Genomic DNA, 15,053 nt, shown 5'->3' on the forward strand with positions numbered 1-15,053 from the left:
GATACCGGCTACCGGCTACCGGCTACCGGCCGAACAGTTCGAACGCCACGGCCGGCTTCCCGCCGAACCGCTCCCCCGTCGCCTCGGCGTTCGCGGTGAGGAAGCCGCGGGCGTACGTCTCGGGGTCCTCGTCCGTCAACACCTCGATGTAGGTGCGGTGTTCGAGCAGCGAGCGCACCCCGCGCTCCAGACCCGCGGTCGCGTCCACCGCGTGCGTGGGCGTGCTGGAGCCGGCGACGGCGACCCAGCGGACGCCGTTCCACGGCTCCAGGCCCTGTGCGGACAGCTCCGGGAAGATCCAGCGGTTGCCCGCGTCGCCGGCCGCGTCCAGCGTGGCGCGGCCGACGGCCACATGGTCCGGGGTGTTCCAGGCGACGCCGCCCCAGGTGTCCCGGTGGTTGAGCGTGATCACCAGCTCGGGCCGGTGCCGGCGGATCGCGGCGGCGATGTCGCGGCGCAGGGCCAGGCCGTACTCGATCACACCGTCTGGGTGGTCGAGGAACTCCACCGCCGACACCCCGACCACGGCGGCGCTGGCCCGCTGCTCGCGCTCCCGCAGTGGGCCGCACTTCGCGGGCTCCAGGGTGTCTATCCCGGCCTCGCCGCGGGTCGCGAGGACATAGGTGACCTCGCGGCCCGCGTCGGTCCAGGCGGCGATGGCCGCCGAGCAGCCGTACTCGAGGTCGTCCGGGTGGGCGACTACGGCGAGCGCGCGCTGCCAGTCGTCCGGCATGGGCTTCAGCTGAGTGATCGTCGGCTCGGTCATGCCCGCACACTAACCGGTCACATTGACATCACGCTTCGTCACGGGTGAGGGCGAGCAGCCGGTCCAGGACGCGGGGGCCGCCGGCCCTTACGCCGTCGTGCTCGAACTCGTCGGTGACCCAGGTGCGCAGGCCCCGGATCGTGCGGGCGGTGGCGAGGGAGTGGGCGGTGTCGACGTACATGTCGTCGTGGTAGACGGCCGCCGCGACCGGCACCTCGTTGGCGGCGAGACGCGCCGGGTCGTACAGCGGGGTCCAGTCGGTGCGGGCGGCGAGGAGTTCGGCGGTCTCGCGCAGCGGGCGCAGCGCCGGGTCGCAGTCGAACATCCAGGGGTGGATGGTCTCGCCGGTGAACAGCAGCGGCCCGTCACCGGCGAGGGTCTTGGCCGCGTCGAACTGCGGGAACTCGGCGCGCACGCGCTCGGCGGACCAGGCGGTGGGCCGGGTGTCCTGGCCGTAGATCGCCTCGTGGACGAGGGCGTACAGCGGGTGGCTCGCGTACGACAGCAGGCCCTGGACCTCTTCCTGGAAGGCGTCCGAGAGGGCCGGGCCCTGCGGGGTGCGCACGAAGGCGTCCTCCAGCAGGTAGTGCAGGCGGTGGCTGCCCTCGCTGCCGCCGAGGACGATGCCGAGCGACTGGAAGGCCTCGGCGGTGAGGCGGTAGCCGTTCGGCAGGACCACCTCGCCTGCGAGGAGGTGGTCGGCGATACGGCGGGCGCGCTCGACGTCCTGCGGGTAGCGGGCGTAGTGCGCGGTGACCTTGCGCTCGATGCGCGGGTAGGCCGCGCGGTAGACGTCGTCGGCGTGGGCGTCCAGCGAGGGCAGGCCGCCGGTGATGACGGCGGCGGTCAGGCCCTCGGGGGCGGCGGAGAGGTAGTTGACGGTGCAGAAGCCGCCGAAGCTCTGACCGAGGACGGTCCAGGGGGCGCCGCCGGTCACGTCCCGGCGGATCGCCTCGCAGTCGCGGACGATCGCGTCGGCGCGGAAGTGCGTGAGGTAGTCGGCCTGTTCGGCGGGGCCGCCGCGCAGCGGGAGCGTCTGGCGGTTGGCGGGCGTGGAGTGGCCGGTGCCGCGCTGGTCGAGGAGCAGGACGCGGTACTCCTTGAGCGCGCGGCCCAGCCAGGCGCCCTTGCCGACGAAGCGGTTCGCGCCGAAGCCGGGGCCGCCCTGGAGGTAGACCAGCCAGGGCAGGTCCTGGTGCGCCTTGTCGGTGGCGACGACCTCACGGGCGTAGAGCTCGATCGTCTCGCCCTTCGGGGCGTCGTGGTCGAGGGGCACGGTGAAGTGGCGGTCGGTGAGGACGACGCCGGGCTGGCGGTAGCTGACGGTCAACAGGGCTCCCGGGACGGATGGTTTTCGGGCCGCGTCCCAGTTCAGCACATGTTCGTCCGCCGACCGACCCCCAGGATCATGAAATCGTACTGAACGGCCGATCAGCGGGCGGCGAGACTGGATCGCCGTACCACGAGCTCCGGCTGCAGGACGACCCTGCGGTGCTCGTGCTTCTTCACCCCGGTCTCCTCCTCCGTCTCCTCCAGCAGCATCTCCGCGGCGAGGGTGCCCATGGTGACGGCGGGCTGCCGTACGGAGGTGAGGGGGACGGCCGCTGCGGCCGCGAACTCGATGTCGTCGTAGCCGACGATCGCGAGGTCGTCGGGGACCTTTATGCCGGCCGCGTACATGGCCTGGAGGACGCCGAGGGCGAGGAGGTCGTTGGCGCAGAAGACGGCGGTGGGGCGGTCGGCGAGGCCGAGCAGGCGGGCGCCTGCGTCGCGTCCCGCGGAGACGTCGAGCCGCTCGGTGGGCAGTTCACGCAGGTGCTCGGGGCCGAGGCCGGCCTCCTGAAGCGCGGTCAGGGCGCCGGTGCGGCGGTCGCGGACCTGGTTGAGGCCGGGCGGGCCGCTGACGTAGGCGATGGAGCGGTGCCCGGCGTCGACGAGGTGGCGCACGGCCAGCGCGCCGCCCGCGACGTCGTCGACGGAGACCGAGCACTCGGTGGTGCCCTCGGCGACCCGGTCGACGAGGACGAAGGGGATGTTGTGCCGCCGGAACGTCTCGATGTTGCGGCCGGTGGCGTCGGCCGGGGTCAGCAGGACGCCGCGTACCCGCTGCTCGGCGAAGAGCGACAAGTACTCGGCCTCCTCGCCGGCGCTCTGTGCGCTGTTGCAGACCATCACGCCGAGTCCGGCGTCGCGCGCGGTGCGTTCGGCGCCGCGCGCCACGTCGACGAAGAAGGGGTTGCCCATGTCGAGGACGAGCAGCCCCATGATCCTGCTGCGGCCCGCGCGCAGCTGGCGCGCGGACTCGCTGCGGACATAGCCCAGCCGGTCTATCGCGGACTGCACGCGCGCCCGGGTCTCGGTCGCGACCGCGTCCGGGCGGTTGATGACGTTCGAGACCGTGCCGACGGAGACTCCGGCGGCGCGGGCGACGTCCTTGATACCCACCGACTGGGTCATCGGGCAGGGACCTCCAGGGAGACGAGGGGCGGCGGGAAGGCACATTACCGTCATGCCGCCCACAACGGCTGTGGTCAGGCAGGCAGGCGGAAGTTGAGGTTGCGCAGCGCCGAGGGCGTCGTACCGCTGGACTTCTCCTGGTACATGATCGACAGGAAGTTGTCCTGGGCTATGCGGGTCTCGTCGATCACGACCTCGCCGAAGGCGTTGAGTCCGGCGGTGACGCCGTCGTACAGCACCGTCCAGTCCGTGTATCCGGAGGCCTTGGAGGCTCCGGCGATCCGGCAGAACGGGAAGATGGCGTACGCGTTGTCGTATTTGTCCAGGATCAGCTTGGTGCGCTGGCTGGAGTTCAGCGGGACCGGGATCTCGGTCTTCTGCCAGGTGCCGGAGGAGTTCTTGCGGACGTGGAAGGCGCGGCCGTTGGCGGTGCGGTCGGCGACGTAGTTCGTGGTGCACTGGCCGAAACGGCCGGGTACGTAGCTGATGATCGCGTGCGGCAGGCCCGCGGAGTCGGTGAACTGGCTCTCCTGGTTCATCAGGGAGTGGTCCGGGTTGAGCGGGTCGATCACCAGTCCGCTGTCGGTGACGGCGACCTTGTCGGAGCCGCCGGTGGTGCCGACGACGGCGCCGGCGTTGTTGCGCCAGGTGCGGCCGCGGTCGTCGGAGTACACGTAGCCGGTGTCGTGGTTGGTGATGCCGCCGCCGTTGCACATCACGGCGCCGTTCTGCTCACGCCAGGTGAAGAACGAGTGCAGCCGGCCGTTGCGGTCGTAGTCGATGCCGTGCAGGTACATGTTGCGGGCGGTGGAGGAGCCGTGCTCGCTGGTGTACGTGCCCGTGGAGCTGCTCCACTCCCCCAGGTTGGTCCACGTCGAACCGTCGTACTCGGCCAGGGCGTTGCGGCCGTTGCCGGAGATGGCGACCCGGTAGCTGAGCTGGAGCTTTCCGTCGGGGGTGGAGACGAACTGCGGGTAGGTGAACTGCGAGGTGAGGGCGAGGCCGTCCAGGGTGGACTGGGGCGCGCCGAAGCGGCTCGTGGTCCAGCTCAGGCCGACCGGGTTGTCCACGAGGCCGGCGACCGACTTGACGTAGGTGAAGCCGTCGCTGTGCGAGTCCATGTTGAGGTGGAGACGCCCGTCGATCTTCGAGATCCCCATCGAGATGACGTTGTGGGAGTCGTTGTAGCGCAGGGTGTGGCCGACCTTGACCGTGGACCAGGTGCTGGAGCCGAGCGCGCGGCGGCCGACGACGGCGTTGCGGTCGGCGGTGTACCAGACGGCGTACTGGTAGCCCTTGTAGCTCAGCAGGCCGTTCTTCTGGAACGAGTTGTTGTTGACCAGGCCGTCGTACGACACGAAGAAGATGGCCTGGGTGTCCAGCGTGGTGGTCCCGGTCAGGGTGACCGAGGGGCCGGGGTCGGCGGCTCGGGCGATGCCCGAGGTGAGGGCGGGGGTCATCACGGCTCCGGCGAGGGCGGCGCCCAGCAGCGTACGTCTCTTCATCTCGGGGGACTCCATTGTCGGCGAGGAGCGGGAGGAACGGGAGGAGTGGTGAGGGGGAAACGCGGGGGGTCAGGCGAGGTGGAACACTTCGGTGAGCGGCTTCATGGCCTCGTCGGGCCGGGCGCCGTCGAGGGCCTCGAAGAACTCGCCCATCTCGGCCTGCCAACGGGCGTTGACGTCGGTGGCCTCCATACCGGCCTTGGCGGCCTCGAAGTCCTCGGTCTCCAGGTAGCCGACGAGCAGGCCGTCGTCGCGCAGGAAGAGCGAGTAGTTGTGCCAGCCGGTGGCCGAGAGAGCGTCCAGCATCTCCGGCCACACGGCGGCGTGACGTTCGCGGTACTCGGCGATCCGGTCCTCGCGGACCTTGAGGAGGAAACAGACGCGCTGCATGAAGTACCGCTCCCTGACTAGAAGTTGAACTGGTCGATGTTCTTGGCGTCGAACACGGTCGGCTTGCCGAGGCTGATCACGCCGTCCTTGCCGATGGTGTACTCGCCCATGGCGCCGGCCTTGAACTTCTCGCCCTCCTTGCCGGTGATCTGCCCGGAGGACAGGGCGACGGCGGTACGGGCGGCCAGCTCGCCCAGCTTCGCCGGGTCCCACAGCTCGAACGCCTCGACGGTGCCGTTCTTGACGTACTTGCGCATGTCGTTGGGGGTGCCGAGGCCGGTCAGCTTGACCTTGCCCTTGTACTTGGAGCCCGACAGGTACTGGGCGGCGGCCTTGATGCCGACGGTGGTCGGGGAGATGATCCCCTTCAGGTTCGGGTACTCCTGGAGCAGGCCCTGGGTCTGCTGGAAGGACTTCTGGGCGTCGTCGTCACCGTAGGCGACCTTGACGAGCTTGATGTCCTTGTACTTGGGGTCCTTCAGCTCCTGCTTCATGAAGTCGATCCAGATGTTCTGGTTCGTCGCCGTCTGCGCGGCGGACAGGATCGCGATCTCGCCCTTGTAGTCGATCTGCTCGGCGAGCAGCTGCACCTCGGTGCGGCCGAGGTCCTCGGCGGAGGCCTGCGAGACGAAGGCGTTGCGGCAGTCGGCGGTGGTGTCGGAGTCGTAGGTGACGACCTTGATGCCGTTCTTCATGGCCTGCTTCAGCGCGGTGCACAGCGCGCCCGGGTCCTGCGCGGAGACGGCCATCGCGTCGACCTGCTGCTGGGTGAGCGTGTTGACGTAGGAGACCTGGCCGGCGGTGTCGGTCGCGCTGGACGGACCGACCTCCTTGTAGCTGGATCCCAGCTCCTTCAGGGCCGCCTCGCCGCCCTTGTCGGCGGAGGTGAAGTACGGGTTGTTGACCTGCTTGGGCAGGAACCCGACGGTCAGCCCCTTCTTCAGCTCGGCGTTCGGGTCGGCCTTGCCACCGGTGGCGGCGGAGGCGCCTTCGTTCTTGACGTCCTCTTTGGTGGTGCCACCGCACGCGGTGACGGCCAGAGCGAGGGAGGTGACGGCGGCGAGGGCCGCGCAGGTACGGCGGATGGATGCCTTGCGCATGTCTTTTTCCTTACGAGGGTGAGAGCGGGGCTGTTGACGAGGTCGTCCGTGGCTGCCCTTGACCTATGTGGTCGGCGTGGGCTCCTTGGACACCGGCGCTGAGGCGGCTCGACGCCCTGCCCTCGCGACGGAGATCTGGCGTGCGACCCGGGGGCCGAGCACGGACAGGACGAGCAGGACGCCGGTGACGACGATCTGCGACTGGGCGGAGACGTCCTGGAGGCTCATCACGTTCTGCAGCGCGCCGAGCAGGAAGACACCGGCGATGGCCCCGCCGAGGGTCCCCTTGCCGCCGTCGAAGTCGATGCCGCCGAGCAACACGGCGGCCACAACGGAGAGTTCGAGCCCGGTGGCGTTGTCGTAGCGGGCGCTGGCGTAGTGCAGGGCCCAGAAGATCCCGGTGAGGGAGGCCATCAGGCCGGTCACCGTGAACAGGATGAGCTTCTGCCGCTTGACGCGGATGCCGGCGAAACGGGCCGCCTCCTCGCTGGCGCCGGTCGCGAAGATCGACCGCCCGAACGGCGTGGCGTGCAGCGCGACCACCGCGATGGCGAGCAGGACCAGGAAGGGCAGGAAGGCGTACGGGATGAAGGTGTCGCCGATGCGTCCGGCCGCGAAGTCCAGGTACTGGGTGGGGAAGTCGGTCACCGCGTCGGAGCCGAGCACGATCTGTGCGATGCCCCGGTAGGCGGCGAGGGTGCCGATGGTGACGGCGAGGGACGGCAGTCCGAGCCTGGTGACCAGCAGACCGTTGATCAGTCCGCACACCACGCCGAGCGCCAGGCAGATCGGGATGATCGTCTCGATCGTCATGCCCTGGTTCCACAGGGCGCCCATCACGGCGCCGGAGAGACCGGCGGTGGAGGCGACCGAGAGATCGATCTCGCCCGAGACGACCAGGAGCGTCATCGGCAGGGCGATCATCGCGATCGGAAGGGTGTTCCCGATCAGGAAGGACAGGTTGAGAGCGTTTCCGAAACCGTCGACCGTTCCGAAGGACAGCAGGAGCACGACGATCAGAAGAGCGCCGACGACCGTGTCCCAGCGGATCGCTCGGCTCAGGGAGAAGTCAGCCATGGCGGGCGTTCCTCTTCTTCAGGGCGTTGGCCACGCGCAGGGCGACGATCCGGTCGACCGCGATGGCGAGGATGAGCAGGATGCCGTTGATGGCGAGGACCCAGACGGAGCTGACGCCGAGGGCGGGCAGCACGCTGTTGATGGAGGTCAGCAGCAGCGCGCCGAGCGCCGCGCCGTAGACGCTGCCGGAGCCGCCGGTGAAGACGACGCCACCGACCACGACCGCGCTGACGACGGTGAGTTCGTAGCCGTTGCCGGTGCCGGAGTCGACGTTGCCGAACCGGGCCAGGTACATGGCGCCCGCGAGTCCGGCGAGGGCGCCGCAGAAGGTGTACGCGGCGAGGATCCGCTTGCGGACCGGGATGCCGGCGAGGCGGGCGGCCTCGGGGTTGGAGCCGAGGGCGTACAGTTCGCGGCCGCTGCCGTAGTGCTTGAGGTAGTACGCGGTGGCCACCAGGACGGCGACGGCGATCAGCGCCAGCCACGGCACCGCGGAGATACCGCCGGAGCCGAAGTCGACGAAGCCGTCCGGGAGGTCGGCCGCGGTGATCTGGCGGGAACCGACCCAGATGGAGTCGATGCCGCGGATGATGTAGAGCGTGCCGAGGGTGACGACGAGCGCCGGCACCTGGCCGAGGCTGACGAGCAGGCCGTTCAGCAGACCGAAGCCGACACCCATGAGGATCGCCAGCACCACGGCGACCACCGGATTGCCGCCGCCCTGGAGATAGGTACCGGCGGCGAAGGCGCTGATGCCGAGGGTGGAGCCGACGGAGAGGTCGACGTTCCTGGTGATCACCACCAGGGACTGGCCCGTGGCGACGAGCACGAGGATCGTCGCGTTCAGCAGCAGGTCCTTGATGCCCTGTTCGGTGAGGAACTGGCTGTTGCCGAGCTGGGTGATGACGATCATCACCACGAAGACGGCCAGGATGGCGAGTTCGCGCATCTTGAAGACGCGGTCGACGAGGCGGGTGCCGCTGGACTTGGGTACGTCGGTGACAGGGGCCTCGTTGGGAGTGGTCACCGTCATGCGGCGGCCCTCCCCGTTGCTGCGGCCATCACGGATTCCTCGGTGGCTTCGGAGCGGGGGATCTCGGCGGTGAGCCGGCCCTCGTGCATCACGAGCACGCGGTCGGCCATGCCGAGGATCTCGGGCAGGTCGGAGGAGATCATCAGGACGGCGACGCCGTCGGCGGCGAGCTCGCTGAGCAGCCGGTGCACCTCGGCCTTGGTGCCGACGTCGATGCCACGGGTGGGCTCGTCGACGATCAGCACCCTCGGGCCGGTGGCGAGCCACTTGGCGAGGACGACCTTCTGCTGGTTGCCGCCGGACAGGGTGTTGACGGTGTCGGCGATCCGCGCGTACTTGACCTGGAGCTTGACGGCCCAGTCGAGGGAGCGGCTGCGTTCGGCGCCGCGGTCCATCAGGCCGGCCTTGACGGTCGTACGGAGGCCGGTGAGGCCGATGTTGCGCTCGATGGACATGTCCATCACCAGACCCTGGGCGCGCCGGTCCTCGGGGACCAGGGCGAGGCCGGAGGCCATGGCGGTGGACGGGGCGCCGTTGGTGAGCCTGCGCCCGTCGACCTCGACCTCTCCGGCGTCCCAGCGGTCGATGCCGAACACGGCCCGGGCGACCTCGGTGCGGCCGGCGCCGACCAGTCCGGCGAGGCCGACGATCTCACCGCGCCGTACGTCGAAGGAGACGTCGGTGAAGACGCCCTCGCGGGTGAGCCGGCGCACGCTCAGGGCGACCTGGCCCGGCTTCACGTCCTGCTTGGGGTACAGCTCTTCGAGGTCGCGGCCGACCATCCGGCGTACGAGGTCGTCCTCGGTCATGCCGGCCAGCGGCTCGCTGGCGATCCAGGCGCCGTCCCGCAGCGTGGTGACCCGCTTGCAGATCTGGAAGATCTCCTCCAGCCGGTGCGAGATGAACAGCACGGCGGCGCCCTGCTCGCGCAGGGTACGGACGACTCCGAAGAGGCGGGCGACCTCGCTGCCGGTGAGGGCGGCGGTCGGCTCGTCCATGATCAGGACGCGGGCGTCGAAGGAGAGCGCCTTGGCGATCTCGACGATCTGCTGGTCGGCGATGGACAGGCCGCGCGCGGGGCGGTCGGGGTCGAGTTCGACGCCGAGGCGCTGCATCAGGGCCAGGGTCGCCGCGTGGGTGGCCTTGTGGTCGATCCGGCCGAGCGCGCGCCGTGGCCGGCGGCTCATGAAGATGTTCTCGGCGATCGAGAGGTCGGGGAAGAGGGTCGGCTCCTGGTAGATGACGGCGATGCCGGCGTCGCGGGCGTCACCGGGGCCGTGGAAGACGACCGGCTCACCGTCGAGCAGCACCTGGCCGGCGTCCGGCCTGTGCACTCCGGCGAGGGTCTTGATGAGGGTCGACTTGCCCGCGCCGTTCTCGCCGGCGAGGGCGTGCACCTCCCCGGGGAACAGCTCCAGGGAGACGTCCCGCAGGGCGCGGACCGCACCGAAGGACTTCGAAATGCCCTTGAGCGCAAGAACCGGGGCCGGACCCGTGGTGGACGGGTGGGTCATTGGGGGCTCCTCGACGACGCCGGCGGGACGGCCCTCTCGGCGTCGTGAAAGGTTTCAACTTGGTTGCCGGGACGTTAGGCACGGACGACATGTCACGTCAATGGGTTCGTGTCGAAAAAATTTCGATGAACGAAGGTCACGGGCGAGTCACGGGAAAAGGCCTGGGTCGCAGGGGTTGACACTCCTGCGGGCGGCTCATACGTTCCCGTCTTGAATCGTTTCACAGCGAAGCGGTCCGGACACCTACCGTCCGACTGCCTTCCGACCTACCTTTCGGACTTCCGTCCCGACGTCACAGGAGCCCTCAGTGACCGAGCTCGCCGCGGTGAAGGCCGCACTCAAGACCCAGGCAGTCGAAACGCCGTCGTGGGCGTACGGGAACTCGGGGACGCGCTTCAAGGTGTTCGCCCAGCAGGGCGTGCCCCGCACGCCGCGGGAGAAGCTGGAGGACGCGGCCCAGGTGCACGCGTTCACCGGCGTGGCGCCGACCGTCGCCCTGCACATCCCGTGGGACAAGGTCGACGACTACGCGGCGCTGGCCAAGTTCGCCGAAGAGCGCGGCGTGAAGCTGGGCGCGATCAACTCCAACACGTTCCAGGACGACGACTACAAGCTGGGCAGCATCTGCCACCCGGACGCGGCGGTGCGGCGCAAGGCCGTGGACCACCTGCTGGAGTGCGTCGACATCATGGATGCGACGGGCTCGCGCGATCTGAAGCTGTGGTTCGCCGACGGCACGAACTATCCCGGCCAGGACGACCTGCGGGCGCGGCAGGACCGGCTCGCCGAAGGGCTGGCCGAGGTGTACGGGCGGCTCGGGGACGGGCAGCGGATGCTGCTGGAGTACAAGTTCTTCGAGCCGGCCTTCTACTCGACGGACGTCCCGGACTGGGGGACGGCGTATGCGCACTGTCTGAAGCTCGGCGAGAAGGCGCAGGTCGTGGTCGACACCGGGCACCATGCGCCGGGGACCAACATCGAGTTCATCGTCGCCACGCTGCTGCGGGAGGGGAAGCTCGGCGGGTTCGACTTCAACTCGCGGTTCTACGCGGACGACGACCTGATGGTGGGGGCGGCTGATCCGTTCCAGCTGTTCCGGATCATGTACGAGGTCGTGCGTGGGGCTGGGTTCTCGCCCGAGGTCGCGTTCATGCTCGACCAGTGCCACAACATCGAGGCGAAGATTCCGGCGATCATCCGGTCGGTGATGAATGTGCAGGAGGCCACGGCGAAGGCGCTGCTCGTCGACCGGGAGGCGTTGGCTGTGGCTCAGGCCTCGGGGGATGTGCTGGAGGCCAATGCCGTGCTGATGGACGCGTACAACACGGATGTGCGGCCGCTGCTTGCCGAGGTTCGGGGTGAGATGGGGCTGGATGCGGATCCCATGGGTGCGTACCGGCGGTCCGGGTGGGCCGAGAAGATCGTGGCTGAGCGGGTTGGTGGGGAGCAGGCCGGGTGGGGGGCGTGAGCGTCTGCCGGGTTCTGTTGTCTGCGGACTGCGGGCCGGTCGTGGCTGGTCGCGCCCGCGCGGCGGTAGCCGCAAATTCAACACAGCCCCGCGCCCCTGGGGGATCGGCGCTTCGCGCCTGATCCCCCCTGCGCCCCGATGGCGCTCATCAGAAACGTACTGACTGCTAAGGACTGAGAACACATGGCACCCCATCCCGAAGCCGCCGCCCTTCTCGCCCGATCCCATCGGCTCGGCTCCGATCCCCGTAACACCAACTACGCCGGCGGGAACGCGTCGGCCAAGGGCACTGACACCGATCCCGTCACCGGGGGTGACGTCGAGTTGATGTGGGTGAAGGGGTCCGGGGGTGATCTGGGGACGCTCACCGAGGCGGGGCTGGCCGTGTTGCGGCTGGACCGGATGCGGGCGCTCGTCGATGTCTACCCGGGGGTCGAGCGTGAGGACGAGATGGTCGCCGCGTTCGACTACTGCCTGCACGGCAAGGGTGGGGCGGCGCCGTCCATCGACACCGCCATGCACGGGCTGGTCGAGGCGGCGCATGTCGATCATCTGCATCCCGACTCCGGGATCGCGCTCGCCTGTGCCGCCGACGGGGAGAAGCTGACCGCCGAGTGTTTCGGGGACAGCGTGGTGTGGGTGCCGTGGCGGCGGCCCGGGTTCCAGCTCGGGCTGGACATCGCGGCCGTGAAGGCGGCCAATCCGCAGGCCATCGGGTGCATCCTCGGCGGCCACGGCATCACCGCCTGGGGAGACACCTCCGAGGAGTGCGAGCGCAACTCGCTCCACATCATCCGCACCGCCGAGGCGTTTCTCGCCGAGCGCGGGAAGCCGGAGCCCTTCGGGCCGGCCATCGAGGGGTACGCGGCTCTCGGCGCCGTCGAGCGGCGGGAGCGGGCCGCGGCGCTGGCGCCGGTCATCCGTGCCATCGCCTCCCAGGACCGGCCGCAGGTCGGACACTTCAACGACTCCGACGTCGTCCTCGACTTCCTCGCGAGCGCCGAGCACCCGCGGCTCGCGGCCCTGGGCACCTCCTGCCCCGACCACTTCCTGCGGACCAAGGTGCGCCCGCTGGTGCTGGATCTGCCGCCGACCGCTCCACTGGAGGAGGTCGTCGCCCGGCTGGAGGAGCTGCACGCCGAATACCGCGAGGAGTACGCCGCCTACTACCAGCGGCACGCCCTGCCCGACTCCCCCGCCATGCGGGGCGCCGACCCGGCGATCGTGCTGGTTCCGGGCGTCGGCATGTTCAGCTTCGGCAAGGACAAGCAGACCGCGCGGGTCGCGGGTGAGTTCTATGTCAACGCCATCAATGTGATGCGCGGGGCGGAGGCCGTCTCCACGTACGCGCCCATCGAGGAGTCCGAGAAGTTCCGGATCGAGTACTGGGCGCTGGAGGAGGCCAAGCTTCAGCGGATGCCGAAGCCGAAGCCGCTCGCGACGCGGGTCGCGCTGGTCACCGGGGCCGGCAGCGGGATCGGGAAGGCCATCGCGCACCGGCTGGTCGCCGAGGGCGCGTGTGTGGTCGTCGCCGATCTCAACGCCGACAACGCCCAGGCCGTCGCCGAGGAGCTGGGCGGACCGGACAAGGCCGTCTCGGTGGCCGTGGACGTCACGTCCGAGGAGCAGATCGCCGACGCGTTCAAGGCGGCCGTGCTCGCCTTCGGTGGCGTGGACCTGGTGGTCAACAACGCCGGTATCTCCATCTCCAAGCCGCTGCTGGAGACCTCGGCCAAGGACTGGGACCTGCAGCACGACATCATGGCGCGCGGTTCGTTCCTCGTGTCGCGGGAAGCGGCGCGCGTGATGATCGCTCAGAAGCTGGGCGGCGACATCGTCTACATCGCCTCCAAGAACGCCGTGTTCGCCGGCCCCAACAACATCGCCTACTCGGCCACCAAGGCCGACCAGGCCCACCAGGTGCGACTGCTCGCCGCCGAGCTCGGTGAGCACGGCATCCGTGTCAACGGGATCAACCCCGACGGTGTCGTGCGCGGCTCGGGCATCTTCGCCGGTGGCTGGGGCGCCAAGCGGGCCGCCGTGTACGGGGTCGAGGAGGAGAAGCTGGGTGAGTTCTACGCCCAGCGCACCCTCCTCAAGCGCGAGGTGCTCCCGGACCATGTCGCGAACGCCGTGTTCGCCCTGACCGGCGGGGACCTGACGCACACCACCGGGCTGCACATCCCGGTCGACGCCGGCGTCGCGGCCGCCTTCCTGCGATGAGCACGAGTGTGAAGTCGTACGCCGCGGTCGACCTGGGCGCCTCCAGCGGGCGGGTCATGGTCGGCCGCGTCGGCCCGGACTCGCTGGAGCTGACCGAGGCCCACCGCTTCCCGAACCGTCCGGTGCGCGTACCGGAGGGGCTGCGCTGGGACGTGCTCGGGCTGTACGCGGGAGTGCTGGACGGGCTGCGGGCGGCCGGGCAGGTCGACTCCGTCGGCATCGACAGCTGGGCCGTGGACTACGGGCTGCTGGACGGGGACGGGGCGCTGCTCGGCAACCCCGTGCACTACCGCGACTCCCGCACGGAGGGGGTCGCGGAGAAGGTGTGGGCGACCGTCCCGGCGGCGGAGCTGTACGCCGCGACCGGGTTGCAGTACGCGCCCTTCAATACGCTGTACCAGCTGGCGGCAGCCCGAGGCTCCGCTCAACTCTCGTATGCCAAGCGGCTGTTGCTCATCCCGGACCTGCTGACGTACTGGCTCACCGGTGAGCAGGGCACCGAGCTCACCAACGCCTCCACCACGCAGCTGGTCGATCCGCGGACGCGGGACTGGTCGTACGACATCGCCTCGCGGCTGGGTGTCGACCTGGACCTGTTCGCTCCGCTGCGGCAGCCCGGCGACTTCGCGGGGGTGCTGCGCGGTGAGGTGCTGGAGGAGACCGGGCTGAGCGGACCGGTGCCGGTGACGGCGGTCGGGTCGCACGACACCGCGTCCGCGGTGGCCGCCGTCCCGGCCGACGGGGAGCGGTTCGCGTACATCTGCACCGGCACCTGGTCGCTGGCGGGCCTCGAGCTGAACGCCCCCGTGCTGACCGAGGAGAGCCGGGCCGCCAACTTCACCAATGAGCTGGGGCTCGACGGCACGGTCCGGTACCTGCGGAACATCATGGGGCTGTGGCTGCTCCAGGAGTGCGTACGGGCCTGGGGCGAGCCCGATCTGGGCGAGTTGCTGCTCGACGCGTCCAAGGTGCCGGCGCTGCGGTCGGTCGTGGACGCGGGGGACGCGGCGTTCCTGGCGCCGGGGCGGATGCCGGAGCGGATCGCCGAGGCGTGCCGTGCCTCGGGGCAGCCAGTGCCCGTCTCGCCTGCCGAGATCACGCGCTGCATCCTGGACTCGCTCGCCCTCGCCCATCGCAGGGCGATTGCCGACGCCCAGCGGCTGGCGGACCATCCCGTCGACGTCGTGCACGTCGTCGGGGGCGGTACCCGCAACGCCCTGCTGTGCCAGCTGACCGCCGACGCCTGCGGGCTGCCGGTGGTGGCCGGCCCGACCGAGGCGGCCGCGCTCGGGAACGTCCTGGTCCAGGCGCGGACCCACGGGCTGGTCGGCGATCTCGCCGACGGGCGGCGTCTGCTCACCCGTACGCAGCCGCTGACCCGGTACGAGCCGCGGGGGGACGCGGCGCGCTGGAGCGAGGCGGAGGCCCGGCTCGCCCGAGGGTGAACCTCACCCAAGGGTGAAACTCACTCGACGGTGAGCGGGGTCTCCCCCGGGCCGCGTGTCCGCATTACCCTGCAC

12 protein-coding genes are annotated in these 15,053 nt (G+C 69.9%); 3 read left to right on the forward strand and 9 right to left on the reverse strand.

Annotation, left to right across the window (positions count from 1 at the left end):
• Positions 1-22: 22 nt before the first annotated feature.
• From L0P92_RS00310 to L0P92_RS00350, 9 genes are all read right to left on the reverse strand, one after another.
• Entirely contained in the window at positions 23-766 is a 744-nt protein-coding gene (locus L0P92_RS00310) for a PIG-L deacetylase family protein (RefSeq protein ID WP_234760310.1), read from the reverse strand.
• 28 nt (positions 767-794) lie between these two features.
• A complete protein-coding gene (locus L0P92_RS00315; RefSeq protein WP_234760311.1) occupies positions 795-2,096 on the reverse strand; it encodes an alpha/beta fold hydrolase in 1,302 nt (433 codons plus the stop codon).
• Between the two features lie 101 nt (positions 2,097-2,197).
• Positions 2,198-3,223 carry a LacI family DNA-binding transcriptional regulator gene (locus L0P92_RS00320; protein ID WP_234760312.1) on the reverse strand — a complete coding sequence of 342 codons (1,026 nt, stop codon included), beginning with the start codon at positions 3,221-3,223 and terminating at the stop codon, positions 2,198-2,200.
• A gap of 74 nt (positions 3,224-3,297) precedes the next feature.
• A complete protein-coding gene (locus L0P92_RS00325; protein ID WP_234760313.1) occupies positions 3,298-4,728 on the reverse strand; it encodes a BNR repeat-containing protein in 1,431 nt (476 codons plus the stop codon).
• A gap of 69 nt (positions 4,729-4,797) precedes the next feature.
• The gene (locus L0P92_RS00330) at positions 4,798-5,118 is read right to left on the reverse strand and encodes an L-rhamnose mutarotase (RefSeq protein ID WP_234760314.1); all 321 of its coding nucleotides are present in this window, start codon (positions 5,116-5,118) and stop codon (positions 4,798-4,800) included.
• 17 nt (positions 5,119-5,135) lie between these two features.
• On the reverse strand, positions 5,136-6,218 hold the full coding sequence (rhaS, locus tag L0P92_RS00335) for a rhamnose ABC transporter substrate-binding protein (protein ID WP_234760315.1): 1,083 nt from the start codon (positions 6,216-6,218) through the stop codon (positions 5,136-5,138).
• A 63-nt stretch (positions 6,219-6,281) separates the two neighbouring features.
• The gene (locus L0P92_RS00340; protein WP_234760316.1) at positions 6,282-7,295 is read right to left on the reverse strand and encodes an ABC transporter permease; all 1,014 of its coding nucleotides are present in this window, start codon (positions 7,293-7,295) and stop codon (positions 6,282-6,284) included.
• The gene (locus L0P92_RS00345) at positions 7,288-8,328 is read right to left on the reverse strand and encodes an ABC transporter permease (protein ID WP_234760317.1); all 1,041 of its coding nucleotides are present in this window, start codon (positions 8,326-8,328) and stop codon (positions 7,288-7,290) included. The genes L0P92_RS00340 and L0P92_RS00345 overlap by 8 nt, the downstream gene beginning before the upstream one ends.
• On the reverse strand, positions 8,325-9,842 hold the full coding sequence (locus L0P92_RS00350) for a sugar ABC transporter ATP-binding protein (protein ID WP_234760318.1): 1,518 nt from the start codon (positions 9,840-9,842) through the stop codon (positions 8,325-8,327). The genes L0P92_RS00345 and L0P92_RS00350 overlap by 4 nt, the downstream gene beginning before the upstream one ends.
• A gap of 307 nt (positions 9,843-10,149) precedes the next feature.
• Here L0P92_RS00350 and rhaI point away from each other — a divergent pair, with 307 nt between their 5' ends.
• From rhaI to L0P92_RS00365, 3 genes are all read left to right on the forward strand, one after another.
• The gene (rhaI, locus tag L0P92_RS00355; protein WP_234760319.1) at positions 10,150-11,310 is read left to right on the forward strand and encodes an L-rhamnose isomerase; all 1,161 of its coding nucleotides are present in this window, start codon (positions 10,150-10,152) and stop codon (positions 11,308-11,310) included.
• Between the two features lie 183 nt (positions 11,311-11,493).
• Positions 11,494-13,533: a bifunctional aldolase/short-chain dehydrogenase gene (locus tag L0P92_RS00360; protein ID WP_234760320.1), complete on the forward strand. Its 2,040-nt coding sequence runs from the start codon at positions 11,494-11,496 to the stop codon at positions 13,531-13,533.
• A complete protein-coding gene (locus L0P92_RS00365) occupies positions 13,530-14,978 on the forward strand; it encodes a rhamnulokinase (protein ID WP_234760321.1) in 1,449 nt (482 codons plus the stop codon). The genes L0P92_RS00360 and L0P92_RS00365 overlap by 4 nt, the downstream gene beginning before the upstream one ends.
• Positions 14,979-15,053 lie beyond the last annotated feature (75 nt).

Source organism: Streptomyces muensis (assembly GCF_021474425.1).
Classification (GTDB): domain Bacteria; phylum Actinomycetota; class Actinomycetes; order Streptomycetales; family Streptomycetaceae; genus Streptomyces; species Streptomyces muensis.

What these genes read in the sequence shown, in the direction of transcription:
- L0P92_RS00310 (WP_234760310.1), bottom strand. Translation starts at nt 766, where the DNA reads ATGACCGAGCCGACGATCACTCAGCTGAAGCCCATGCCGGACGACTGG.
- L0P92_RS00320 (WP_234760312.1), bottom strand. Translation starts at nt 3,223, where the DNA reads ATGACCCAGTCGGTGGGTATCAAGGACGTCGCCCGCGCCGCCGGAGTC.
- L0P92_RS00325 (WP_234760313.1), bottom strand. Translation starts at nt 4,728, where the DNA reads ATGAAGAGACGTACGCTGCTGGGCGCCGCCCTCGCCGGAGCCGTGATG.
- L0P92_RS00330 (WP_234760314.1), bottom strand. Translation starts at nt 5,118, where the DNA reads ATGCAGCGCGTCTGTTTCCTCCTCAAGGTCCGCGAGGACCGGATCGCC.
- rhaS (WP_234760315.1), bottom strand. Translation starts at nt 6,218, where the DNA reads ATGCGCAAGGCATCCATCCGCCGTACCTGCGCGGCCCTCGCCGCCGTC.
- L0P92_RS00340 (WP_234760316.1), bottom strand. Translation starts at nt 7,295, where the DNA reads ATGGCTGACTTCTCCCTGAGCCGAGCGATCCGCTGGGACACGGTCGTC.
- L0P92_RS00345 (WP_234760317.1), bottom strand. Translation starts at nt 8,328, where the DNA reads ATGACGGTGACCACTCCCAACGAGGCCCCTGTCACCGACGTACCCAAG.
- L0P92_RS00350 (WP_234760318.1), bottom strand. Translation starts at nt 9,842, where the DNA reads ATGACCCACCCGTCCACCACGGGTCCGGCCCCGGTTCTTGCGCTCAAG.
- L0P92_RS00360 (WP_234760320.1), top strand. Translation starts at nt 11,494, where the DNA reads ATGGCACCCCATCCCGAAGCCGCCGCCCTTCTCGCCCGATCCCATCGG.
- L0P92_RS00365 (WP_234760321.1), top strand. Translation starts at nt 13,530, where the DNA reads ATGAGCACGAGTGTGAAGTCGTACGCCGCGGTCGACCTGGGCGCCTCC.